Origin of the sequence: Natronococcus jeotgali DSM 18795 (assembly GCF_000337695.1) — an archaeon.
Classification (GTDB): domain Archaea; phylum Halobacteriota; class Halobacteria; order Halobacteriales; family Natrialbaceae; genus Natronococcus; species Natronococcus jeotgali.
On record NZ_AOIA01000019.1, the window covers coordinates 1 to 23209 of the forward strand.

Below are 23209 nucleotides of genomic sequence, written 5' to 3' on the forward strand. Positions count from 1 at the left end.
GATGCCGTAGTGCTCGAGCAACTCGCAGGCGACGTCCTTCTCGCGGACGAACACCCTGATGTCGTACCCGCGCCCCTCGAGTTCGGCGATCGCGTTCCTGAAGAAGTGGACGTGCGCGGGGTGTTGGATCGTGACGACGACGCGCTCACCCATCCCGCCTCACCTCGAGGGGGGCGTGCAGCCGGCGCTCGAGGCGCGCAGCGGCGCCGGCCGAGGCCGCGCCCGCGACCGCGAGGAGGGCGGCCCGTCCGATCCCGATCGTCGCTCCGTCGCTCGGACGCCGTCCGAACAGGGCCCGAGCGCCCTCGAGGGCGCTGCCGGCGAGTGCGAGCGCGCCGGCGGCGTACCCCAGCGGGACCGGGTGGAGCTCCCGGAGCGGGTACCGCCTCGCGAGCCGCCGGACGAACGCTCCGAGGAGCAGCGCCGACACCGTCGGCACGTAGGTCGCGTACGCGATCGAGGACTCTTCGTCGCCGTACCGGGCGGGCATCGGGACGTCGGCGACGCGCAGCCCGGCGGCGTTGCACCGAACCAGCAGGTCGTTCGGGTAGCCGTAGCGGTCGTAGACCGCCTCGAGGTCGAGTCGCTCGAGGGCCCGCCGCGAGATCGCCGTGTAGCCGTTCTGGGGGTCGCCGGTTCGCCAGTACCCCGAGGCGATCCTGGTCAGGACGGTCAGCGCCGCGTTCCCGACCAGCCGGAACCGGGGCATCTCGTCGCGGGCGCCGTCGGCCAGCCGGTTCCCCTTCGCGTAGTCGGCGTCGCCCTCGACGATCGGGTCGAGCAGCGCGGGCAGGCGGGCGGGGTCCATCTGGCCGTCGCCGGCCATCACGGCCGTCACGTCGATGCCGTCGGCGAGGGCCCTGCGGTACCCCGTCGCGATGGCGGCGCCGACCCCGCGGTTGCGGTCGTGGCGGATCGGGACGATCCGACGGTCGAACCCCGCGCCCGCGGCGACCGTCTCCCGTCCCCGATCGGTCGCGGCCGCGCGGTTGAGCCGGCTCGCTCGCTCGGCGATCTCCGCCCAGGTTCGGTCCCGCGAGCGGTCGTCGACGGCGTAGACCCGATCGACGTAGTCGGGCACCGCCTCGAGGACCCCGCCGACGAACCCCGCCTCGTCGTAGGCCGGGACGACGACGCCGACCGTTCGCCTCCGGTACATCAGCCCGCACCTCGCGGCCTCGAGCCGACGGGTCGACGCGGGTCACTCACGCGAGGCCTCCAGATCCGCCGTCGGCCGATCGTCGCGCCCCGCGCCCTCGATGCGTCGGGCGACCTCGAGGGCGGCGAGCCCGTCCTCGACCGTGACCTCGGGGGTCGAGCCGGTTCGAACGGTCTCGAGAAACGACGCGAGCTCCCGCCGCAGGGGTTCGTCGTCGGAGACGCGGACCCGTTCGACCAGGCTCTCGCGCCGGAACCGGACGCCCTCCTCGCGCCGGACGTACTCGGGGACCGAGCGCCGGTGGATCTCGATCGACTGCTCGAGGTAGTCGACCGCGACGAGACACTCCTCGGCGGTGACCTCGAGGGATCGAACCTTGCGCTGGGTCAGCCGGCTCGCGGTCAACGACGCCACCGCGTCGGGGAACTCGAGCAGGGCGCTGGCGTGGCGATCTCCGGCGACTCCGCGACCGGTCACGTCGACGGGGTCGTCCTCGAGCAGGGCGAGCACGACGTCGATGTCGTGGATCATCAGGTCGACGACGGCGCCGTCCGCGATCGGCCGTCCGGGGGGCGGACCGAGCCGGCGCGCGGTGACGTCGACGATCGACAGCCCCTCGAGGATCCCCTCGAGCGCCTCGACCGCGGGATTGAACCGCTCGACGTGACCGACCTGAACGGGGACGCCGGCCGCCTCGACCGCCCGCCGCAGCGCCCGCCCGTCCGCGAGGTCGCCGACGACCGGTTTCTCGACGAGCGTCGGGACGCCGGCCTCCAGGCACGTCCTGACGACCTCGAGGTGGTGGGCCGTCGGCACGGCGACCGAGACGGCGTCGACCCGATCGAGCAACGGCTCGAGGCCCACCGCCGCGGTCCCGTGACGGGCGGCGACGGCGTTCGCCCGTTCCGCGTCGACGTCGAAAACGCCCTCGAGGGCGGCTCCTTCGACCTCCTCGTACACCCTGGCGTGGTGTCGTCCCATCGCCCCGACGCCGATCACGCCGACCGCGAGCCGGCGTTCATCCGCCATCGCCGTCGAACACCTCCGGGGGATGTCCGATTTCGTCATCGGTCCGGATCGTCGGTGGACGGTTCCGTCGCTCCGGGGTTTCGGAAGCGGTTCGTCGGCCGCGGCGAGCGCGTGCCCCCGATCGTTCGCGCTCGAGCGGGAACCGGCCGGTTCGGAACCGCTCGCCGCACTCGCCCGTCCGCCGGGGGTCGCCCGAGAGTACCTCGCTCATGTCCCCTCTCCGTGGGGGGAGGATTCGCAAAAGGCGGGCCGATCGTTACGAGCGTTAACACCTGTCAGAACGCCGCAAACCCACTTTTCCGCCCGATCCGAACCCGGCGAGCGCGCGCGGGCGATCGTCCCCCGAAACCCCGCGGGCGCGATCCGCCAACGATCGGTTACGTCCGCGGTCCGGTTCGGTTTCGGAGTCGACTGGCGGGAGTCGACCTCACCGGTGCGCCGCGAGAGCGCGGACCGAAACGGTGACCCGTCGCGGAACGCGGACGGCCGCCGGGCCCGCGGCCCGGCGACGGCGGTGCGACGATTCGGGGTCAGTCCCGTCGCGGCGCTCGAGCCGAGGACGGCGCGAGTAGGTCCTGATTACGATTTGACATTCGGTAGCTAGCGACGCGGACCGTTCTCGAGCGAGGCGGGCGACGAGGGAACGGGACGGGACGAAATCGCTGCGTAACCGGATCGAAACGCGGGTCGAACGGTTCCGGGGCGGACGTTGCGGGTGCGGTGACGAAAGCGGGGATCCCGATTCGGAACGCGCCAACGCGGTGTTTCCCGACGGGAATCGGACGAACGGTCGGTCGTTCACGAATCGCGACCGATAGCGGCGTTTTAGCGGCGCTCAGTCCGATAATTCGGGACGTAATCGTTGTTCGGGTTCAAGTAGGCCTCCGTCCTGACTCCCTGTCGGGCACTGCGTCACGAACCCCGAAAGAACCGGCGGCTCGTCTCGAGCCGGCGTTTCGCGAAGGAGGGGGCAGCGACCGTGATGCGTGCCCGTGATACCCAATGAAACGCGCACTCACGATCACGATGACGGTCGCACTGCTCGGCAGCCTGCTGTTCATGGGCTTTGCCGGCACCGCAGCGGCACACGACTATCACGACGACAAGCACGACAACGACAAGCACGACAAGCACGACAACGACAAGCACGACAAGGACCGTTACGACGACAAGCATGATAACCACCACCACGATAACGACCGCTACGACGACGGAGATCGGACCGCTCTCATCGGTCAGTCCTCACACGCGGAAACCAACCAGTACCAGAAGGTCAACCAGGAGAACAACCTGAAGCAGGGCGATAACGTCGCCGCCGCCTACAAGGGCGACGCTGCTGCCGCTAACTTCGCCAGTCAGAGCAACTCCAACGCTCAGATCGGCATCAGCTCCTCCGCTAACTTCGCCGGCATCAGCCAGAAGTAACCGCGTTCGATCGCTACCGCGTGCGGCTTTTTTACGGCTCGCGATCGATACCGACGGCTCTCTTCCCAGGGACCCAATTGAGAGTAGCGCCGCGTTCCCGCGACAGCACGCGGCGTTCGCCCGAACGATCGGCTGGTGACGACGGGAAGGCGACGAATCCGGACGCGACCCGCTTCCGTCGGCTCGAGTCGGGAACCTGTAGCGATACCAAAACGAGGTTCGGCTCGCGGTAACGTTCACGAGCGTTAGCTGTGAGCGGGACTTGGCGGTGCTAGGACGCGGATACATCACGAAACTGTACCCTCAGTTCATATACAACCCCGTGATGAGTCCCAGTCGGGCAACGCGTCAGACGGCGACGAAACGGTAGGGTCTCGAGGAGCCGCGGCTGTGTCGATCACGGTCGCGGTCAGCAGTGTCTGCCCGTTGTAGCCGATATCGCACAATTCCACAACAATGAAACGCGCACTCGCAATCACGATGACGATCGCGCTGCTCGGCAGCCTCCTGTTCGTCGGCTTCGCAGGGACTGCAGCAGCGGGAAGTTACGACGACAAACACGACGACCACGACGACAAATACGACAAACACGGCGACGACAAGAAGGACGACCGCGACCACAAGCACGGCGACGATAAGAAGGACGACCGCGACCACAAGCACGGCGACGATAAGAAGGACGACCGCGACNCACAAGCACGGCGACGATAAGAAGGACGACCGCGACCACAAGCACGGCGACGATAAGAAGGACGACCGCGACCACAAGCACGGCGACGACAAGAAGGACGACCGCGACTACAAGCACGGTGACGACGGCGACTCGTACGCCGACGACGTCGTCGCGATCGGTCAGTTCTCCGACGCCGAGACCAACCAGTACCAGAAGGTCTCCCAGGAGAACGACCTGAAGCAGGGCGACAACGTTGCCGCATCCTACAAGGGTGACGCTGCCGCTGCTAACTTCGCCGAGCAGAACAACGCCAACGCCCAGGCCGGCGCCAGCATCTCGGGCAACTTCGCCTTCGCCGCCCAGAAGTAACGGCCCGCAACACCCGATCGATTCGTTTTTTTTTTTTGCATCCAGTCCGTACGGCTCCTCCTCCAGTCCGAGTACGTTACCGACCGCTCGAGCCGGACGCAGCGTCTCACTCCCGACGAGCCACCGTGCGGGACGGCGAGCGCTCCGGATCGGCGTCTCGAAACCGCCGCTCGAGCGAGTCTCGTTCGGCGCGGGGTCGCGGGATCCTGGGGCGTCTCCGGGACGCGCTCGCGGACGATCGTTACCGATCGACGGCCGCCTCGGCGCGTCGCAACACTTCTCGAACCGGAAGCGCGCTCTCGCGGGCCACCCGCGCGGCGTCGTCGTACTCCGCGCTGACATCGTAGACCTCGCCGTCGGCGTCGCTCGCGACCTTGACCGAGACGGCGTAGGACTCGCCGTCGACTTCGAGCGCGACGGTCTCGAACTCGCGGTCGGCGATCCAGCGGTGGGTCGCGCCCGCCTCCCGGATCCCGAGGGTGCCCGTCTCCTCGGCGAGCGCCCGGGCGACGCGCTCTCGGTCTTCGGGTTTGCAGATCACCTTCACGAGGTGGCCGGGGCGGGACTTCTTCATCGTCGCCGGCAGTACCGTAACGTCGCGCGCGCCCGCGCTCGCGAGTGACTCCTGTAACCCGCCCAGGACTTCCGGCGTCGCGTCGTCGAGGTTCGTCTCGAGGACGGCGATGTCGTCTCTGACGAGCTCGCGGCCGCCGTCGCCGACGAGCGTCCGGAGCACGTTCGGGTGCGGATCGAGGTCGTAGCCGCCGGCGCCGTAGCCCGAGGCCGCGAGCTCGAGCGACGGCAGCGCGTCGACGCCGTCCGCGAGGTGGCCCAGAATCGCCGCCCCCGTCGGCGTCAACAGCTCGGCGTCGACGGGACCGCCCCGCAGCGACCAGTCCGCCCGCTCGGCGATCTCGACGACAGCCGGCGACGGGACGGGGTACTCGCCGTGGCTCATCTCGACGGTGCCGCCGCCGGTCGAGAGCGGGGTGGTGACGATCCGATCGGGGTCGAGATCGCGAGCGAGCGCGACGGCGCCCACGACGTCCGCGATCGCGTCGTCGGCGCCGACCTCGTGGAAGTGGATGTCCTCGAGATCCTCGCCGTGGACGCTCGCCTCGGCCTCGCCGAGCAGCTCGAAGATCGCGAGCGCGTCGCGTTCGACCGCGTCGTCGAGGGCCATCTCCGCGACGATCTCGCGGACCTCGAGGTAGCTGCGGTGGGGGCCGTGGCCCTCCGCGGGAACGCCCTCGTCGCCTCCGTGGTCGTGACCGTGATCGTGGTCATCGTCCCCGTGGTCGTGGCCATCGTCCCCGTGGTCGTGCTGGTCCGGATCGCCGTGGTCGTGGGCGTGTCCGTGACTCCCCTCCGTCCGGGCCGCGTCCTCGCCGTCGGTCAGGACCACGTCGACGGTTGTCGACGCGATGCCGCACTTGACGGTCTCGTCGATCCGGTATTCGAGGTCGAGCGCCGTCTCGACGGGCTCGAGGACGTCCCGGTCGGCGCCGGCGTCGAGCAACGCGGCGAGGATCATATCGCCGCTTGCACCCATTCGGCCGTCGAACGCGAGCGTTCGCATACGTCGACTGGCGGCCGGCGAAGCCAAAAAGCCACCTTCTCGACGCCGCCAAAACCCACCGAAGCCGGTACCTCTATGTGTCTTGGCACCTCAGTTAGATATGGTGCTAACTAGCACGGTGTGGGTTCACGGTAGCAAAAAGCCTATCCGGTCCCGAATCGGAATCACTGACATCGCCGTCCATCCCGAATCATGAACGAAGTCCAACTGGAGGTTGCGAAAGCGTACCCGAACGACTCGGGTCGCGGTATCGCCCGACTCGACCCGGACACGCTGTTACATCTGAAGCTAAGTCCGGGCGACATCATCGAGATCGAAGGCGCGGATACGACCGCCGCGAAGGTGTGGCGGGCGGACCGACAGGATTGGAACACGGACACCGTCCGGATCGACGGCTTCACCAGACAGAACGCCGACGTCGGTATCGGCGAACGAGTGACGATCCGGAAGGCCGAGGCAACCAAGGCCGACGAGCTCGTCCTCGCACCGCCCGAAGAGGCGTCGGTACAGTTCGGCTCCGACGCCGCGGGGATGGTCAAACGCCAGATCCTCAAGCGACCGGTCGTCGGCCACGACATCGTTCCCGTGATGAGCTCGACGAACCACCCGTTCATGCGCTCGCCGGGGCAGGCGATCCCGTTGATCGCCGTCGAGACCGAGCCCGAGGGCGTAGTGCTGATCACGGAAGATACCGACGTCGAACTCCGCGAGGAGCCCATCAGCGGCTTCGAGAAGACCGGCGGCGGAATCACCTACGAGGACATCGGCGGCCTGCAAGACGAGATCCAGCGGGTCCGCGAGATGGTCGAGTTGCCGATGAAACACCCCCAGATCTTCAAGAAGCTGGGGATCGAGCCGCCACAGGGCGTGCTGTTGCACGGCCCGCCCGGTACCGGGAAGACCCTGCTCGCCAAGGCCGTCGCCAACGAGACCTCGGCGAGTTTCTTCTCCATTGCCGGACCGGAGATCATCTCGAAGTACTACGGGGAGTCCGAACAGCAGCTTCGGGAGATCTTCGAGGACGCCAGCGAGGAGTCGCCCGCGATTATCTTCATCGACGAACTCGACTCCATCGCGCCCAAACGCGAGGACGTCACCGGTGAAGTCGAGCGCCGGGTCGTCGCCCAGCTGCTGACGATGATGGACGGCCTCGAGGCCCGGGGCCAGGTGATCGTCATCGCCGCAACCAACCGGGTCGACTCGGTCGACCCCGCGCTTCGCCGCCCGGGCCGGTTCGACCGCGAGATCGAGATCGGCGTCCCCGACGAGGTTGGCCGCGAGGAGATCCTCCAGATCCACACCCGCGGGATGCCGCTGTCCGACGACGTCGATCTGGCCCACATGGCCGACGAGACCCACGGCTTCGTCGGCGCCGACATCGAGAGTCTGACGAAGGAGGCCGCGATGAAGGCGCTGCGACGGTACCTCCCCGAGATCGACCTCGACGAGGAGGACATCCCGCCGAGCCTGATCGACCGGATGATCGTCAAACGGGAGGACTTCCGGGGCGCGCTGAACGAGGTCGAACCCTCGGCGATGCGGGAGGTGCTCGTCGAGCTGCCGAAGATCTCCTGGGACGACGTCGGCGGACTCCACACCGCCAAGGAACAGGTCCAGGAGTCCGTCGAGTGGCCGCTGAACAACCCCGAACGGTTCGAACGGCTGGGGATCGATCCGCCGGCGGGCGTCCTGCTGTACGGGCCGCCGGGCACCGGGAAGACGCTGATGGCGAAAGCCGTCGCCAACGAGACCAACGCCAACTTCATCTCCGTGCGGGGCCCGCAGCTGCTCAGCAAGTGGGTCGGCGAGTCCGAGAAGGCGATCCGGCAGACCTTCCGCAAGGCCCGGCAGGTCTCGCCGACGGTGATCTTCTTCGACGAGCTCGACGCGCTGGCGCCCGGCCGGGGCGGCGAGACCGGATCGAACGTCTCCGAACGGGTCGTCAACCAGCTGTTGACTGAACTGGACGGCCTCGAGGAGATGGAGAACGTGATGGTCATCGGCGCGACCAACCGTCCGGACATGATCGACCCCGCCCTGTTGCGCTCGGGGCGGTTCGATCGCTTAGTCATGATCGGCGAACCCGACGTGGAGGGTCGCGAACGGATCCTCGACATCCACACCCAGGGGACGCCCCTGGCCGCGGACGTCAACCTCCAGGAGATCGCCGAGATCACCGACGGCTACGTCGGCAGCGACCTCGAGTCGATCGCCCGCGAGGCCGCCATCGAGGCGCTACGTGAGGACCACGAGGCCAACATCGTCGAGATGCGTCACTTCCGGCAGGCGATGGAGAACGTCCGGCCGACGATCACCGACGACATCCTCGACTACTACGAGCGCATCGAGGAGGAGTTCCAGGGCGGCTCGAGCGGACCCGATCCGACCGGTCGTCGCGGCAGCCGGATCGGCTTCCAGTAGCGCTGTCTCTCGTTTTTCGTCGGTAGGGCGTAGATTACGCTTCCCCTACCGCGCCGTCGGTCGATCGGGACGCGGCGCCGAACCGTTCGTTCGATCGAGCAAACGGCGACAACCGTCGCCTACGCGTCGTCGTCCCGCGCGCGACATCGTGTGAACTATACGCACACCGATCCCGTCGGGAACGGCCGCGAGAGCGGTCGCCGTTCCGATCGGTTCGGTTCAGTTCGGTCCATATTCGGATGAACCGGACCGAACCGATCGAAACGGTCGCGCCGGTATATGTGGACCCGAGTGGGGGACCGACACGTGATCGGTGTTTCGATGTCCAGTCCAACAACCCGCGATACCCGCACCGCGGCGTCGACCGAGAGCACCGAGAGCCAGAACGACCGGCGCCCCCTCGAGCGACTCGTTCCCCACCTGATCGACGCCGTCCGGAAAACCGGATTCTGGACGGCCATCGTGCTTCCCTTTCTGTACGTGCCCCTGCTGGCGACCGGCCTGTCGACGGCGGCCGAGACCCTCACGTTTCTCGCCCTGCTCGGGAGCAACCTCGTCGCGCTCTACGTCGGCCACACCTATCGGCAGTGACGATCTCGGCGGCTACCGACTCGAGCGCCACCGACCGATCGCGGCGACCTCCCGGCCGATCGCTCGCCGCTTGACGAGGACGAATCCGCAGGCGATCAGCGCGAAGCCGGCCGCGGTCGCCGTGTCGATCACTTCGCCCAGGTACAGCCAGCCGACCAGCGCCGTAAACACCGGAGCGACGTAGGAGACCATGTTGATCTCGACGGCGCCCAGTCGCTCGAGCAGGTCGAAGTACAGCAGGAACCCGAGCGCGCTCGCGACAAGCGAGAGGTAGGCGAGCGCGCCCAGCGCCTCGGGGTGGATCCAGGCGGCGGGCTCGATCGGCTCGCCGAGCCCGAGGCTCACGACGTGCATCAGCGCGGCGCCGCCGAGCATCGACCAGGCTTCCATCGTCTCGATCGGCAGGTCGGCGTCGATCCGTCTGGTGAGGACGCCGCCGAGGGCGAACGCCGTAGCCGCACAGAAGACCAGCAGCTTCGCGACGGCGTCGGTCGCGAACAGGTTCGACGGGTCGGGCTGGACGATTACGCCGACGCCGACGAGGCCGAGGCAGACGCCGCCGACGCCGACGGCCGACAGCGCGTCCGAGGGGACGAGCGCCCGCGCGAATCCGGTGGTCAACACCGGCGAGAGGCTCACCACCACGGCCGCGGCCGCGGCGGTCGTGTGTAACTGGCCCACGAAGAGGAAGACGTGGTAGGCGCCGATCAGCAGCGCCGCACCGACGGCGACCGTCGTCCACTCTCCACGACTGACGGGTCGCCAGCGATCGACGGCGTAGACCGCGTACGCGAGCATGAGCGCGCCCGCGATATCGTACCGAAGCGCCGCGAACAACACGGGCGGAAGGTACTCGAGTCCCGCACTGATCGCGACGAACGAGCTCCCCCAGGCGGCCGCCAGCAACAGAAAGAGCGCGAGGTTTCGATAGCGGGTCACGGTCGCCGTTTCTCGGGCGGCGTGCTATGCGTTTCGGATCAGGGCAAGGGCGTCTCGCGGAGCTCCGGCTCCGACTCGGTCTGCTTGAACTGCTCGAGCAGCGGACGGATCTCGTCGAACCCCTCCTCGAGGACGATGTCGCCGCTGCGCAGGTCGTAGTCGATGATGTCGTAGTCCGCAAGCCGCGGCAGGTGGTTGTGGACCAGCGAGACGTAGACGCGCTGGCGGTACTCCGAGTCGACGGCCCCTCTCTCGCCGCGCTCCCAGGCGGCGATCTCCGTGACGATGTCCTCGAGGTTGCCGCGTCGCGTCTCGGCCAGCTGGTAGAGGAGGTAGCGGCGCTCGGATTCGGCTAACAGCGAACAGGCGGCTTCCATACGAGACCGGGTCTGCGTCATACCCGAGAGAAGCCGCCGTTTGTAATTACGCCTGCTGCCAAAACGATTTGGGCCACTATCGGAATTTATATTAGATTATAATACGTTAAAATTTCCGCATCCGGATCAGTGCTCCGGCGCGGGCGCATCGCGTCGCTCGGCCGCGTCGTAGAGGTGGCAGGCGACCGGGTGCTCGTCAGCGTCGAGGGCAGGGTTCCGCCGCTCGCAGACGCTCTCGTACTCCTCGCGGAGCCGATCGGCCGCCGCCTCCCAGTCGCCGACGGCGACCGACGCCAGCGCCTCAGTGACGACCGCGTCGTGTCGGGCCGGCAGTTCGGTTCCGAGCAGTCGATCCTTCAGCGCCGCCACGAACGCATCGACGTCGGCCTCCGAGACCGTTCCGTTCTCGAGGGCGAAGCGCCCGTCGTCGCCGACGGTCTCCAGGGAGACGTCGCGGCTCTCGACGCGCTCGCGGAGCGTCATCAGCTCGCGGTAGGTCTCCTGGTCGATCTCGAGGTCCGCGGGCGGGATCACCTTCGGACACCGGGTTCGGAACCGGCAGCCGCTGGGCGGGTCCCGCGGCGAGGGAACGTCCCCCGAGAGGGTCTCTCGCTCGCGCTCGCGCTCGTCGGTCGAGGCCCGCGGGACGCTGTCGAGCAACGCCTGCGTGTAGGGGTGTTTCGGGTCCGCGAACAGTTCGTCGACGGGACCGATCTCGACGATCTCGCCGAGGTACATCACGGCGACGCGGTCGCAGACGTGGCGGATCACCGAGAGGTCGTGACTGATCAGCAGGTAGGTGAGGTCGAACTCCGCCTGCAGGTCGGCCAGCAGGTTCAGCACCTGCGCCTGAACCGAGACGTCAAGCGCCGAGGTCGGTTCGTCGAGGACGACGAACTCGGGCTCGAGCGCGAGCGCGCGGGCGATCCCGATTCGCTGGCGCTGGCCGCCCGAGAACTCGTGGGGGTAGCGATCCAGCTGGTCGATCGAGAGCCCGACCCGCTCGAGGAGGCTCCGTGCGCGGTCGAGCCGGAGCCGTTTCGTCGAGCGGTCGACCGAAACGCGGACGTCGATCCCGTCGCCGCGCTCGACGTCGACCGAGAGGTCCTCGGCGACCTCGGCGACGACGCCGTCGGCCTCGTCGACCCCCCGTTCGTCGGGGTCGACGTCGCCGGCGACGTCGCTCGAGCGGACGGTGACGTGGACCGTCGCGACGCCGTCGACGGGCGCGACGAGTTTGTCGACGTCGTCGGCGACGGTCACCGAGACGATGTCGGCGGAGATGCCGTCGGTCCGCAACTCGGCGCGGCTCTCGACCCCGGGATCGGTCCAGGGCCAGTCGTGGATCTCGAGGGGCTGGGTGACGATCCCGCCGATGGTCATCCGCGGATCGAGACTCGAGAACGGGTCCTGGAAGACGACCTGGGCCCCCCTGCGGAAGTCGGTCAGCGCGTCGCCCTCGAGGTCGTAGACGCTCTCGCCGTCGAAGACGACGTCGCCGTCGGTCGGCTCCTGGAGCCGGAGGAGGGTCTCGCCGGTGGTCGACTTCCCGCAGCCCGACTCCCCGACCAGTCCGAGGGTCTCGCCAGGGTCGATGTCGAAGCTCACGCCGTCGACGGCCCGGACGGGAACGGGTTCGCCTCCGAGCAGCCGATCGAGCAGCGAGTCGTTCTCCCAGAAGTACTTCCGAAGGTCCTCGACGCGAACCAGCGGGTCGTCTGCGCTCATCGGCGCTCACCTCCGGTTCCCTCGACGGTCGACTCAGCCCGTTCGGGCTGGACGTCCGTTTCGGTTCCGTCGGGATCGGCGTGTTTGTCGGCCGCCGCGCGGTCGGCCTTCCCGAAGTAGTCGGTCGGCAGCGCGCGCGCCTCCGTATACTCCCGGGTCGCGAGCACGCAGCGCACCTCGTGTTCCTCGCTTCCGGCCCCGTCGTACTCCGGGGGATGGGAGAGGCAATCCTCCATCGCCTTCGGACAGCGATCCGCGAAGTAACACCGATCGCCCATCTCGCGGTCGAGCAGGCTCGGGACGTTACCCGGGATCGGCTCGAGGCGCCCGCCGCCTCGCGGTTTCTCCGCTCGATCGTCCGCGGCGCGTCGCGCCGTGGGACCCTCGAGGTCGGGGATCGATCCCAGCAGCCCCTCGGTGTAGGGGTGGACGTGGTCGTCGAAGACGTCCTCGAGGGTGCCCCGCTCGACGATCTCGCCGGCGTACATCACGCCGACGCGGTCGCACATTCGGGCGACGACCCCGAGGTTGTGCGTGATCAACAGGATCGTCATTCCGGTCTCCTCCTGGAGGTCGTCGAGCAGGTCGAGCACCTGGGCCTGGATCGTCACGTCCAGGGCCGTCGTCGGCTCGTCGGCGACCAGCACGTCGGGCTCGCCCGCCAGCGCTTGGGCGATCATCGCCCGCTGGAGCATCCCCCCGGAGTACTCGTGGGGGTACTCGTCGGCCCGCTCGACGGGATCGGGGATACCGACGAGTTCGAGCAGCTCGATCGCGCGCTCGCGACTGGCTTCGCTGACGTACTTCCTCGAGGGGAGTACCGTCGAGAGCACGAGCGATCCCAGCGAGTACTCCCGGGTCTTCGCCCGCGTCGATCGCGGGTTCGCGCTGGCTCGCCGCTGGACCTCGACGGCCTCGGCGATCTGCTCGCCGACCGTGAGACTCGGGTTGAAGCTGCTCTCGGGGTCCTGAAAGATCATGCTGAAGGAGGTTCCCCGGAGCGACCGCCGGACCCGCTCGGGGACCTCGAGCAGGTTGACGAACGAGCCGTCGACGGCCTCGGGGTGGTCGTCGGCGACGGCCTCGGCGAGGCCGTCGTCGTTGAACCAGATCTCGCCGTCGGTGATCCGTCCGGGCGACTCGATCAGGTCGATGACCGACCGCGCGGTGACGCTCTTGCCCGAGCCGCTCTCACCGACGATCCCGAAGACCTCGCCCCGTTCGATCCGCAGGTCGAGATCCGAGACCGCGTTTACCTGTCCCTGTTCCGTAAAGAACCGAGTCGACAGCCCGTCGACGCGTAGGATGTCCGTTGTCATATCAGGCAGCACCTCCGCCTTCGCCCTCGATGTTCGGATCCAGCGAGTCCCGGAGCCAGTCACCGAGGAGGTTGATACTGATCACCGCGAGCACGATACCGACGCCGGGAATCGTCGAGATCCACCAGTTCTGCCGGAGGTACTCCTGTCCCTGCTGGATCTCGTAGCCCCACGAGAGGGTCGTCCCGGAGAAGCCCAGAAACGACAGCGAGCTCTCGAGGAGGATGACCGAGGCGACCTGGATCGTCGCGAGGACGATCACCGGGGTCAGGCTGTTCGGCAGCACGTGTTTGAACAGGATCGTCGCGTCGCTCGCGCCGAGGCTGCGCGCGGCCGTGACGTACTCCTCGTTGCGGATCGCCATCGCTTCGCCGCGGGCGACCCGGGCGAACCAGACCCAGGTGACGAGCCCGACGACGAGGGTCACCGTCCCCGGAAGCGGCGTCGAGGACGGCATCCCCTCGGCGAGGCCGGCCGCGACGAACGGATCGGGGATCGACACCGTCATCGAGCCGAAGACGCCGACCAGCGCGAGCGCCAACACGAGCGACGGAAACGCGAGCATGACGTCGGCGACCCGCATCATGGCGTCGTCGATCCGACCGCCGAAGTACCCCGAGATCAGCCCGAAGGGGACGCCCATGATCACTGCGATCCCGGTTCCGAGCGTCCCGACCAGCAGCGAGGTTCGCGCGCCGTACAGGAGCCGCGAGAAGACGTCCTGCCCGACGTTGTTCGTCCCGAGGAGGTGCTCGCTCGAGGGCTCGACCTCGATCGACTGTCGCTCGCCGTCGACGACCTCGTAGGATTCGGCGGTCGTTCCCATCGGCGGGTAGGAGGTCCCGTCGTCGAAGTAGCCCGTCGTGTTGGGGTTGTGGGTCGCGAGGACGGGCGCGAACAGCGCCATCAGCAGGATGGCCGTGAGGACGACGAGTCCGATCTTCGGCAGCAGGTTCCGCCGGAACTCCGCTTTCAGGTTGGACGCGACTCGATCCGAGATCATTCGTCTAGCACCCGCGGGTTGAGCGTCGCGTAGATCGCGTCGACGCCGATGTTGATGATCACGTAGCTGATACCGACGAAGACGATGATGCCCTGAATGAGCGGCCAGTCGAGGTTGTTGATCGCGGTGATCAACCGCAGTCCGAGGCCCGGCCAGGAGAAGACCGTCTCCGTGACGACGGCCCCGCCGATCAGGGTCCCGAGCTGTAACCCCAGCACGGTGATGATCGGAATCATCGTGTTCCGGAGGACGTGTTTGTACCGGATCAGCGTCTCCGGGATTCCCTTCGCTTCGGTCGCGGTCACGTACGGCTTCCCGTACTCGTCGAGCATCCCGCTTCTGGTCAGCCGGGTGATCAGCGCGGTGAAGTAGGTTCCCAGGGTAACCGCCGGGAGGGCGATGTGGTGGAGCCAGGTGAGCAGATCCCCCACGTAAAACGTCGTCAAGAACGTCCACAGCGCGTCGTGGAACGCGACGGGGCGTCGCCCTGTGGGAAAGATATTGAACTCGACGGCCAACAGCAGGATCAGCATGATCCCCAGCCAGAAGTTCGGCGTGCTGATCCCCACCAGCGAGAACGACGTCGCGCCGTAGTCGGCGGGCTCGTTGCGACGGGTGCCGCTGATGACCCCCAGCGGGATCGCGATCACGAGGGCGACGATCGTCGCCGCGATCGCCAGCTCCAGCGTCGCGGGAACCCGCTCGATCACCATCGTCGCGACCGGGCGACTCGACTGGTAGGAGTAGCCGAGGTCCCCGACCAGGAGATCGCCGAGGTAGTCGCCGTACTGTACGTAGATCGGTTCGTCGAGTCCGAGCTCCTGTCGGATCCGTTCACGGGTCTCGAGGTCGACGGCCGGGTCGACGATCAGGTTGACCGGGTCGCCGGGCGTGATCGCCCGGAGCCCGAACAGGACCGTCACGACCCCCCAGACGACGAGGATACCCTGCAACGACCGCTTGAGCAAGAATTTTCCGAAAGCCATTGGTGTGTCGATCGAACGCTGTCAGACGTTCCGGTAGCCGAATTTTTTGCCGGAAGTACGTGATTCTTCCGGAACGATGATTCGAAACCGATTCCGCCGCGGCCGAACGGTCAGTTGATCTCCCAGAGGTAGATGCTCTCGTCGGTTCGGGGCTCCCACTCGAGGTCCTCACGGACCCCGTAGACGCTGTCCTGGGAGTGGAGGAACACCCACGGCGCCTCCTCCCGGAGTTGGGCGTTGATCTCCTGGAGTTGCTGTTCGCGCTCGCTTTCGTCCTCGATCGTCTGGCTCTCGAGGATCATCTCGGAGATCTCCTGGTTGCGAAGCGTCTCCAGGGCGGCATCCTCGGTGAAAAACGGCGCAAGCCCGTAGTCGGAGTCACCGGTGATGACGCCCCAGCCGATGAGGAAAAACGGCATCTCCTCGTCGTCGTAGCCGGCGCTGTTCGCGTCGGAGATGTCCGGGAACGGCGCGGTGTTGAACTCGCAGCTGACGTTCTCGAGCTGGTCGATCTGGTCGGCGGCCATCTGGGCGACGTCGGCGTCGTTTAAGTACCGCCCCTCCGGGGAGTACAGCGTGATCTCGGCGCCCGCGTAGCCGCTTTCCTCGACCAGCTGCTCGGCCTGCTCGACGTCCTGCTGGTAGGGGTCGAGGTCGGGGTTGTAGCCGAAGACGCCCTCCGGAATCGGCTGGCTCATCGGAGCGCCGTACCCGCCCAGCGCGTTCGAGATGATGCCCTCGTTGTCGACGGCGTAGTTCATCGCCCGTCGGAACTCGGTGCTATCGAACGGTTCGACCCCGGATTTCATCACGAGGAAGACGTTTCGAAGGCTGGTCTCCTCGCGGATCTCGACGCCGTCCGCGTCGTCGATCCCCGGAACGTCCTCGGGGATGATGTTGTCGACGATGTCGCTCTCGCCGGTTTCCAGCGCATTGGCCCGACCGCTCGACTCGCCGTCCGCGTTGAAGACGACCCGCTCGAGGGTCGTCTCCTCGCCCCAGTAGTCGTCGAACGGCTCGAGGACGACCTGGACGTCCGGCTCGTACTCGACGACCTCGTACGGTCCCGTCCCGTTGAACGCGTCCGCGCTGTCGCCGGCGACGGGTTGCTCTCGCTCCTCGATCCAGGCCTGGTTGACCACGCGGCCGTAGTTGGCGTACTCGTACTCCGCCAGCGACGGCGCGACCTCGTGCTCGAGGAGGACGGTCGTATCGTCGACGGCCTCGGCGTTGTCGATCGACCCCAGTCCGGCGGCCTGGTCGCTCTCGATGCCGACCTCGGGATCGATCATCCGGTTGAACGTGTAGGCGACGTCCTCGGCGGTCATCTCGTCGCCGTTGTGGAAGACGACGTCGTCCCGAAGCGTGAGTTCGGCACCGTCGTCGGTGTCCTCCCAGTCCTCGACGACGCGGGGTTCGAACTCGAACTCCGGCGTGACGTTGAAAAGCGGCTCGTAGACGGGGTCGAGGACGTTGAAGTACGGCCCCGTGATGTGGTCGTTGGGGTCCGGGTTCTCGATGATCTCTCCCTGCGTGATCACGATCTCCTCGGTCCCCTCGCCCTCGTTCGGATCGTCGAGACAGCCGGCGATAGCACCCAGTCCAGTCGTCGTACCGATGATCCCGGCGGCTTTCAGCACGGATCGCCGACCGGCATTCAGGTTGTCAGCACCCTCCATACCCTATGGAGTAGGAGTATCCATTATAAATATTGATTATTCGCCGTGGGATTTCGAGGGAGATCCGTTGAGGTCTCGACAGTAGTATACAACACGGTACAACTTCTTACAACCTCGACGGTTCCGACGGCGATCGAACGCTCTCTCGAGGTGCAATCGCCCACAAGTTTAAGTGAGCTAGATCACCTACTCCGGATATGGCCGCTCACGGCCGGTCTGCCCTGCGGGACCTGTTCGACGAGTCGCCCACCCCTCACATCGCCCACCCTCCGCGTACCCACCATCGGGACTTCTACGTCGCCACCGACGGGTCGTTCCGAGATTCCGGTGGCGGGCTGGGCGCCGTCATCGAAACGCGCGACGGCACCCGGGTCGCCCGGATCGCGACCGCGGACGCCCCGCCGGACAACAACGTCGCCGAGTACCGTGCGTTACACCTCGGGCTCGACGTTCTGGCGGCTCGGGCGCCGCCGGACGCCCGCGTGGGCGTTCTCGTCGACCACGACGCGCTCGCCAGCAACGTCAACAACGCCGTCCTCGCCACCGGTCATCCGGATCGGAAGCCGCCCCGGCCGATCTCGGTACCGTCGGCGACGCGGTACCACTGGCGGGGGATCCAGGCTCGGCTCAACGGATTCGAGGAGATCCGGGCCGCCCGGATCGACAGCGACCAGAACCCCGCCCACCCGCTCGCGAACGCGCCGGCTCGGTACCAACACGTCAACCGGGAGGCCGACCGCTGCGTCCTGCCGGACCCCCCGGAGCCGACCGCGCCCGCCGAGTTTCCGCCGCCGTCGCGAGCCGATCGCAACGGCGGCGGCCGGGCCTCGGACTGAGGCCGGCCGGAACCGCCACCGTTTTTCCGTCGCTCCAGAGAGTCGTGTGCGATGAGCCTTCGCGTCGCCGTCGCGGCCCCCTTCGTCCAGCACGGAACCGACCGGTTGCAGGAAAACGCCGTCGTCGTCGCGCTCTCGCTGGACCGCGACTGGTTCTCGCCCGACCAGGCCAAGCGGCTGATCGACGTCGCGACCCGCGAGGGGCTGGTGACCCGCGAGGACGGCGAACTCGTCGCCGCCTTCGATCCGGCCGCGGTGACGATTCCCGAGGAGTTCGTCCCCGACGAGGACCTCCTGCGGGAGCGCTCGGCGTTCGAACGGGTCCTCGACGCGCTCGTCGCCGAAGGCGTCGAGAAACAGGAGGCCGTCGGGGCGATCAACGCGCTCCAGGGCGAACTGGGCCTGACCATCGAGGCCGCGGCGGTCGTCTACGCTCGCCGGGAGGGGATCGACGTCGACGACCTCGTCCCGGTCGCCCGCTCGGCGCTGATCGAAGAGCGTTAGGTCGCCGCCGACCGATTCCGCGTATGGTCGAAGACCGGATCACCGACGGTCGGCGGATCGCCGAACTGCTCGCCTCGGAGCTCGACGGCCGGGACGACGGCCCCCTCGAGACCGTCGCCGTCGTCGACGCCGACCGCGGCGTCGAGCCGTCCACTGACGGCGAGCGCGCGTACGATATCGTCGCCGCCGCCGAGCCGCTCGCGCGCGCGTTCGTCCACCCCGATCGGGTTCGCCTCGAGTTCGAGCGCGGATGCGAACTCGCGGCCGAGGCCGCTGGCGACCGCGGGCTTCGGGTACGGCCGACGGCGACCGCGCCGCCGAAGACGCTGGTGTTCGTCGAGAGCGGCGCCGCGGTCAAGCGGGCGAGCGATGCCGTCGCCGCCGTCGTCGAGAACTGAGTCGTTCGTCGCTTCCGAGACTACGGGTCGAGCGCCGACCCCTCGAGTTCGGCGACCGCCGCGGGGACGGCCGTCGCGACGGTCTCTTGGCGGACGTGGGCCGCGGCCCGCGGATCGGGATCGGGACCGTCCTCGAGGAGGACCTGGATCGCGGTCATCCCGGCGTCGGTCGCACCCTCGACGTCGGCTTCGACCTCGTCGCCGACGTACACCGCGCGCTCGGGGTCGACGCCGAGCTCGTCGGCGATCGCCTCGAAGGCGCGGACGTCGGGCTTGCCGGCCTCGAGTTCGCCGGTGACCAGCGCCGCGTCGAAGGCCTCCTCCCAGCCCAGCGTCCGGAGTTTGTCCCGCTGGGCGAGGACGGGGCCGTTCGTCAACAGTCCGATCCGGTAGCGCTCGCCCAGCTCCGTAAGCATCGACTCGACGCCGGGCAGCGCCCGAAGGTCGGCCGCGATCTCGTCGCGGTAGGCTTCGGCGAGCTCGGCCGGCTCGGCCTCGGTGTCCCGGTTCTCGAGCAGCTCCGCGAAGATCGGCTCCCGGGTCTCGCCGGTGAGGTTTCGTCGGTGGGCCTCGAGGTAGTCGGCCCGCGAGAGGTCGGGCGCCCCGGCGGCGTCCGCCGCAGCCTCGAGGATCGTCGTTCGGTCCCGCCGGGGGACCGCGAGCGTGTAATCGAGGTCGAAGACGACCGCCTGTGGCATGAGCGCAGGAAGGGAACGAACGCGTTTGAACCTATTGTTTCCGAGCTGATACGCCGGCCGGAGCGGGATCGGACTAGTCGTCGGTCGCGCTCGGGGTCGGTCCCAAGGCCGTAAGCCGCGGGACGACGACGGCCTCGATCCGATCGGAGTACTGCATGAGCGTCGTTCCCAGGATGCTCATCAGGAGGACGTAGCCGACCGAGAAGGCGTAGATCGTCTCGGCGGTTCCCTCGGCGAGACCCGTCCCCGCGCCGGCGAGGGCGATACTCGCGATGATCAGCGAGAACTCGCCGCGGGTCGTCATACCGAGCCCGACCCGCACCGAGTGTCGCTCGTCGAGATCGTACGCTCGACCGCCGAGGTAGCCGCTGATCAGCTTCGAGGGGGCCGTCAGCGCGACCGCCAGCGCGATCAGTCCGAGCACGTCGGGAAACAGCGTCGGATCGGTGACCAGTCCGATCCAGAAGAAGAACACGGCGGCAAACGTGTCCCGGATCGGCTCGAGCAAGTTCTCGAGGTCGTGGACGTGATCGGTCGAGGAGAAGGCCATCCCGACGAAGAACGCGGCGACGGCCTCGCTGACCCCGAGCGCGAGCGCCGCGCCCGCGACGAGGACGGTGATCCCGATCGCGCGCAACACGACGAATTCGTTGGAATCGGTCTCGAGGCTGCGCTGGAACCAGGCGGTGCCCAGGTACACCGCGACCAGCAGGGCGAGGATGAACCCGATCGCGACGCCGATCTGGCCCAGCGCCTCGCCGACGTCGCCGCCGCCGAGTACGAGCGCGGAGGCGACCGCCAGGTAGACGGCGATAAAGAGGTCCTCGTAGACGAGGGTGCCGAGTATCGGGTCGGCCTCGTCGTTGGCGATCCAGCCCAGATCGATCAGCGACTTCGTGATGATCGCGCTCGAGGAGATGTAGACGATCCCGGCGGTCAGGAGGGCCGGCAGGAAGGATCCGAAGATCGCGTACCCGAGCGCCAGCCCGATCCCGAAGTTGATGGCGAGGTCCCAGGTTCCGGCCCGTCCGATGCGGCTCCTGGCCTCGATCAGGCGGTTCAGGTTGAACTCGAGCCCCAGGAAAAACAGCAGGAAGACGATTCCGAGTTCGGCGCCGACGTAGACGAAATCGGTCTCGGCGAGCGCGAGCGCGGAGCCGTGGGGGACGATCTCGGTACCCAGAAGCGCCGGGAAGTCGATCCGTCCGAGCACGTACTCGCCGCTGGCCATCCCGACGAGGATGTAGAAGGGGATGACCGACTGCCCGATCCGGTTCGCGACCACGCCCGCCAGCGCGACGGCCGCGAACAGCACCCCGACGTCGATCAGCGCGGTCGATTCAGCAGCCACTCAGGATCACCTCCGACGACTCCGACATCGGTCGAATCAGGCCCCGTCATCGCCCAGCAGCGCCTCGAACTCGGTGCAGTCCTCGCGCTCGCCGACGACGACGAGCGTGTCGCCGGCCTCGATGACCGTCTCGGGGGTCGGGGGCGTGATCACCTCGTCGTCGCGCTGGATCGCGACGACGGAGACGCCCGTTCGCTCCCGGATCCGGGAGTCGCCGATGGTCTGACCGGCGATCTCGGCGTTCCGGGCGACGCCGTACCACTCGAGGAAGGTCCCGTCGGTAAACATCGTCTCGACCCGATCGGTCCTGACGGGCTGGAAGTACGCGCCCTCGAGGATCGTCCCGACCTTGCGGGCGAGCCGATCCGAGAGCTCGAACAGCTTGTCGCTGTCTGCGCCCTCGCGTTCCTTGTGGTAGACCTCCCGCTTGCCGGTGTTGTGCGTTACGATGACGAGGCGCTCGTCGCCCTCGAGTTCGACCTCGAACTTCTTTCCGACGCCCGGAAGATCACTCTCGTAGATGGTCATACGGGAACGTGGGCACCGGTAACTATTAAAGGACCTGACGCCCGACGTCGGGACCGCCCCCGTCGGGATCGATCGACCGAATCGGCCCTACTCCGCGAGCCCCTCGATGAGGAACTCCGCCGACGAGAGGTTCGTCGCGATTGCCGTGTCGTGGACGTCACAGATCCGAAGCAGCGCGGAGATGTCGGGCTCGTGGGGCTGGGCCCGCAGCGGGTCCCGGAGGAAGACGATCCCGTCGAGTCTGTCTTGGGCGACCTCCGAGCCGATCATCAGGTCCCCGCCGAGCGGGCCCGACTCCTTGCGCTCGATCTCGAGGTCGGTCTCCTCCATCAGCCGTTTCCCGGTCGTTCCGGTCGCGATCAGCTCGTACTCCCGGAGCTGGGTCTCGTGAGTCTGCGCGAACTCGATGAGGTCGGCTTTCTTCTCGTCGTGGGCGATGAGCGCGACGCGGGTCATAGGTCGATATCGTCGCAGGGGACCATAACACTGGCCGAACCGCGGCGAACGGAAGCGCTTTTGGGACCCGTCGCACGAACGACACCGTGACGAAACTCAGCGCACACCACGTCGGCGTCACCGTCGACGATCTCGAGGGCGTGCTGGCGTTCTACCGCGATCGGCTCGGCCTCGAGGTTCTCGATCGCTTCGAGGTCGGCGGCGAGGCCTTCGCCGACGCCGTCGGCGTCGAGGGCGCGGGGGCCAGCTTCGCCCACCTCGACGCGAACGGCGTCCGCCTCGAGCTCGTCGAGTACGACCCCGAAGCCGACCCCCGCTCGAGACCGCAGCTAAACGAACCCGGCGCGACCCACGTCGGGCTCTCGGTCGCGGACCTCGAGGCGTTCTACGCCGACCTGTCCGACGAGGTGCCGACGATCAGCGAACCGCGGACGACCGAGAGCGGAACCGCGATCTGCTTTCTTCGGGATCCGGAGGGGAACCTCGTCGAGGTGCTCGAGACGTAAGAAAAGCGCCCTCAGCCCAGGACGTACCGGAGCTTCGGGTACCGCTCGACCAGCGGCTGTCCGCCGACCTCGAGTCGCTCGAGGGAGCGGTCCAGGCCCAGGATGCGCCCGGCACCGAGGGCCGCGACGGCCAGGAAGACGACGCCGTAGATCAGCGTCGAATCGAACAGCGCCAGGATCTCGCCCTCCCAGCCGCCGAGGTAGAAGGCGACCATCTGGAGCGCTCCGCCGAGGGCAGCCAGACGGACGAACGCGCCCGCGATCAGCGCCGCGCCGATCAGCAGCTGCGTAGCCGGAACGACCACGTTGACGATCTCGATCAGGACTGCGCTCTCGGCCATGGCGGCGTAGAGGCCGCTGACGGGACTGGCCGGGTCGACGTGCAAGAGGTAGCCGCTGGCGTCGAACGGCTCGCCGGTCACTTTACCGAGCCCGGCGAACAGGATCATGCCGCCGATCACGGCCCGCAGTGCGACGACGAACCACGCGCTGAGCGCGTGGGGCTCGCCGACGAGATCGATCCCCCCGTAGCGGCTCTCGAGCCGGTTTCGCGTCGTGGTGGACATTTTCGGTCACCTCTTCACGTTCGTTCGTTGCGCGTCGATTCCCCTATACCCTCGAGGCGGTTCCTGCGGACCGGGAAACGTAACGGGCG

At 67.6% G+C, this 23209-nt stretch carries 23 protein-coding genes and 1 pseudogene; 7 read left to right on the plus strand and 17 right to left on the minus strand.

Annotated elements, in window-relative coordinates; genetic code table 11:
• The 4 genes and pseudogenes from C492_RS26005 to C492_RS01635 form a co-directional block, all read right to left on the minus strand.
• A pseudogene (locus C492_RS26005) lies at nucleotides 1-153 on the minus strand (DUF354 domain-containing protein); the annotation flags it as partial.
• Nucleotides 146-1159: a glycosyltransferase family 2 protein gene (locus C492_RS01625; RefSeq protein ID WP_008419906.1), complete on the minus strand. Its 1014-nt coding sequence runs from the start codon at nucleotides 1157-1159 to the stop codon at nucleotides 146-148. The gene C492_RS01625 and the pseudogene C492_RS26005, both read right to left, overlap by 8 nt.
• A gap of 42 nt (nucleotides 1160-1201) precedes the next feature.
• Nucleotides 1202-2188 carry a Gfo/Idh/MocA family protein gene (locus tag C492_RS01630; protein ID WP_008419908.1) on the minus strand — a complete coding sequence of 329 codons (987 nt, stop codon included), beginning with the start codon at nucleotides 2186-2188 and terminating at the stop codon, nucleotides 1202-1204.
• On the minus strand, nucleotides 2178-2399 hold the full coding sequence (locus tag C492_RS01635) for a hypothetical protein (protein WP_008419910.1): 222 nt from the start codon (nucleotides 2397-2399) through the stop codon (nucleotides 2178-2180). The genes C492_RS01630 and C492_RS01635 overlap by 11 nt, the downstream gene beginning before the upstream one ends.
• A 791-nt stretch (nucleotides 2400-3190) precedes the next feature.
• On the opposite strand from C492_RS01635, the gene C492_RS24835 reads away from it, so the two are divergent.
• Nucleotides 3191-3613: a toxin transporter gene (locus C492_RS24835; protein ID WP_193364836.1), complete on the plus strand. Its 423-nt coding sequence runs from the start codon at nucleotides 3191-3193 to the stop codon at nucleotides 3611-3613.
• 1283 nt (nucleotides 3614-4896) lie between these two features.
• Here C492_RS24835 and larC read toward each other — a convergent pair.
• Nucleotides 4897-6234 carry a nickel pincer cofactor biosynthesis protein LarC gene (larC, locus tag C492_RS01650; RefSeq protein WP_008419916.1) on the minus strand — a complete coding sequence of 446 codons (1338 nt, stop codon included), beginning with the start codon at nucleotides 6232-6234 and terminating at the stop codon, nucleotides 4897-4899.
• A gap of 192 nt (nucleotides 6235-6426) precedes the next feature.
• Here larC and C492_RS01655 point away from each other — a divergent pair, with 192 nt between their 5' ends.
• Nucleotides 6427-8655, plus strand: coding sequence for a CDC48 family AAA ATPase (locus C492_RS01655; RefSeq protein ID WP_008419917.1), 2229 nt, complete (start codon nucleotides 6427-6429; stop codon nucleotides 8653-8655).
• Nucleotides 8656-8976: 321 nt separating this feature from the next.
• On the plus strand, nucleotides 8977-9246 hold the full coding sequence (locus C492_RS01660; protein WP_193364837.1) for a hypothetical protein: 270 nt from the start codon (nucleotides 8977-8979) through the stop codon (nucleotides 9244-9246).
• A gap of 12 nt (nucleotides 9247-9258) precedes the next feature.
• Here C492_RS01660 and C492_RS01665 read toward each other — a convergent pair whose 3' ends face one another.
• From C492_RS01665 to C492_RS01695, 7 genes are all read right to left on the minus strand, one after another.
• Nucleotides 9259-10185 (minus strand): DMT family transporter, encoded by a 927-nt coding sequence (locus C492_RS01665; RefSeq protein ID WP_008419919.1) that lies wholly within the window; start codon nucleotides 10183-10185, stop codon nucleotides 9259-9261.
• 38 nt (nucleotides 10186-10223) lie between these two features.
• Entirely contained in the window at nucleotides 10224-10583 is a 360-nt protein-coding gene (locus C492_RS01670; protein ID WP_049892613.1) for a DUF7344 domain-containing protein, read from the minus strand.
• 105 nt (nucleotides 10584-10688) lie between these two features.
• Nucleotides 10689-12290, minus strand: a complete 1602-nt coding sequence (locus C492_RS01675; protein ID WP_008419921.1) for an ABC transporter ATP-binding protein — start codon at nucleotides 12288-12290, stop codon at nucleotides 10689-10691.
• The gene (locus C492_RS01680; protein ID WP_008419922.1) at nucleotides 12287-13609 is read right to left on the minus strand and encodes an ABC transporter ATP-binding protein; all 1323 of its coding nucleotides are present in this window, start codon (nucleotides 13607-13609) and stop codon (nucleotides 12287-12289) included. The genes C492_RS01675 and C492_RS01680 overlap by 4 nt, the downstream gene beginning before the upstream one ends.
• 1 nt (nucleotide 13610) lies before the next feature.
• Nucleotides 13611-14612 carry an ABC transporter permease gene (locus tag C492_RS01685; RefSeq protein ID WP_008419923.1) on the minus strand — a complete coding sequence of 334 codons (1002 nt, stop codon included), beginning with the start codon at nucleotides 14610-14612 and terminating at the stop codon, nucleotides 13611-13613.
• Entirely contained in the window at nucleotides 14609-15598 is a 990-nt protein-coding gene (locus C492_RS01690; protein ID WP_008419924.1) for an ABC transporter permease, read from the minus strand. Before C492_RS01690 ends, C492_RS01685 begins: the two co-directional genes overlap by 4 nt.
• Before the next feature lie 110 nt (nucleotides 15599-15708).
• Nucleotides 15709-17277 carry an ABC transporter substrate-binding protein gene (locus C492_RS01695; RefSeq protein WP_049892615.1) on the minus strand — a complete coding sequence of 523 codons (1569 nt, stop codon included), beginning with the start codon at nucleotides 17275-17277 and terminating at the stop codon, nucleotides 15709-15711.
• A 197-nt stretch (nucleotides 17278-17474) separates the two neighbouring features.
• Between C492_RS01695 and C492_RS01700 the strand changes: the two genes are divergently transcribed.
• Genes C492_RS01700 through C492_RS01710 form a run of 3 tightly spaced genes read left to right on the plus strand, consistent with a single transcriptional unit; the run spans nucleotide 17475 to nucleotide 19015 of the window.
• Complete coding sequence (locus C492_RS01700; RefSeq protein ID WP_008419926.1) at nucleotides 17475-18113, plus strand: ribonuclease H family protein; 639 nt, start codon at nucleotides 17475-17477, stop codon at nucleotides 18111-18113.
• A gap of 51 nt (nucleotides 18114-18164) precedes the next feature.
• Nucleotides 18165-18617 carry a DUF2240 family protein gene (locus C492_RS01705; RefSeq protein ID WP_008419928.1) on the plus strand — a complete coding sequence of 151 codons (453 nt, stop codon included), beginning with the start codon at nucleotides 18165-18167 and terminating at the stop codon, nucleotides 18615-18617.
• Between the two features lie 23 nt (nucleotides 18618-18640).
• Complete coding sequence (locus tag C492_RS01710; RefSeq protein WP_008419930.1) at nucleotides 18641-19015, plus strand: hypothetical protein; 375 nt, start codon at nucleotides 18641-18643, stop codon at nucleotides 19013-19015.
• Nucleotides 19016-19035: 20 nt separating this feature from the next.
• Here C492_RS01710 and C492_RS01715 read toward each other — a convergent pair whose 3' ends face one another.
• The 4 genes from C492_RS01715 to C492_RS01730 all read right to left on the minus strand — a co-directional run bounded on the left by C492_RS01715 (nucleotide 19036) and on the right by C492_RS01730 (nucleotide 22048).
• A complete protein-coding gene (locus C492_RS01715; RefSeq protein WP_008419932.1) occupies nucleotides 19036-19713 on the minus strand; it encodes an HAD family hydrolase in 678 nt (225 codons plus the stop codon).
• A gap of 73 nt (nucleotides 19714-19786) precedes the next feature.
• On the minus strand, nucleotides 19787-21064 hold the full coding sequence (locus C492_RS01720) for a cation:proton antiporter (protein ID WP_008419934.1): 1278 nt from the start codon (nucleotides 21062-21064) through the stop codon (nucleotides 19787-19789).
• A 36-nt stretch (nucleotides 21065-21100) separates the two neighbouring features.
• Nucleotides 21101-21592, minus strand: a complete 492-nt coding sequence (locus C492_RS01725) for a cation:proton antiporter regulatory subunit (protein WP_008419936.1) — start codon at nucleotides 21590-21592, stop codon at nucleotides 21101-21103.
• Between the two features lie 87 nt (nucleotides 21593-21679).
• Nucleotides 21680-22048, minus strand: a complete 369-nt coding sequence (locus tag C492_RS01730; protein WP_008419938.1) for a methylglyoxal synthase — start codon at nucleotides 22046-22048, stop codon at nucleotides 21680-21682.
• An 86-nt stretch (nucleotides 22049-22134) separates the two neighbouring features.
• Here C492_RS01730 and C492_RS01735 point away from each other — a divergent pair, with 86 nt between their 5' ends.
• Nucleotides 22135-22554, plus strand: a complete 420-nt coding sequence (locus tag C492_RS01735; RefSeq protein ID WP_008419939.1) for a VOC family protein — start codon at nucleotides 22135-22137, stop codon at nucleotides 22552-22554.
• Between the two features lie 11 nt (nucleotides 22555-22565).
• Here the strand turns inward: C492_RS01735 and C492_RS01740 are convergent, their stop codons facing one another.
• On the minus strand, nucleotides 22566-23120 hold the full coding sequence (locus C492_RS01740; RefSeq protein ID WP_008419941.1) for a DoxX family protein: 555 nt from the start codon (nucleotides 23118-23120) through the stop codon (nucleotides 22566-22568).
• Nucleotides 23121-23209 lie beyond the last annotated feature (89 nt).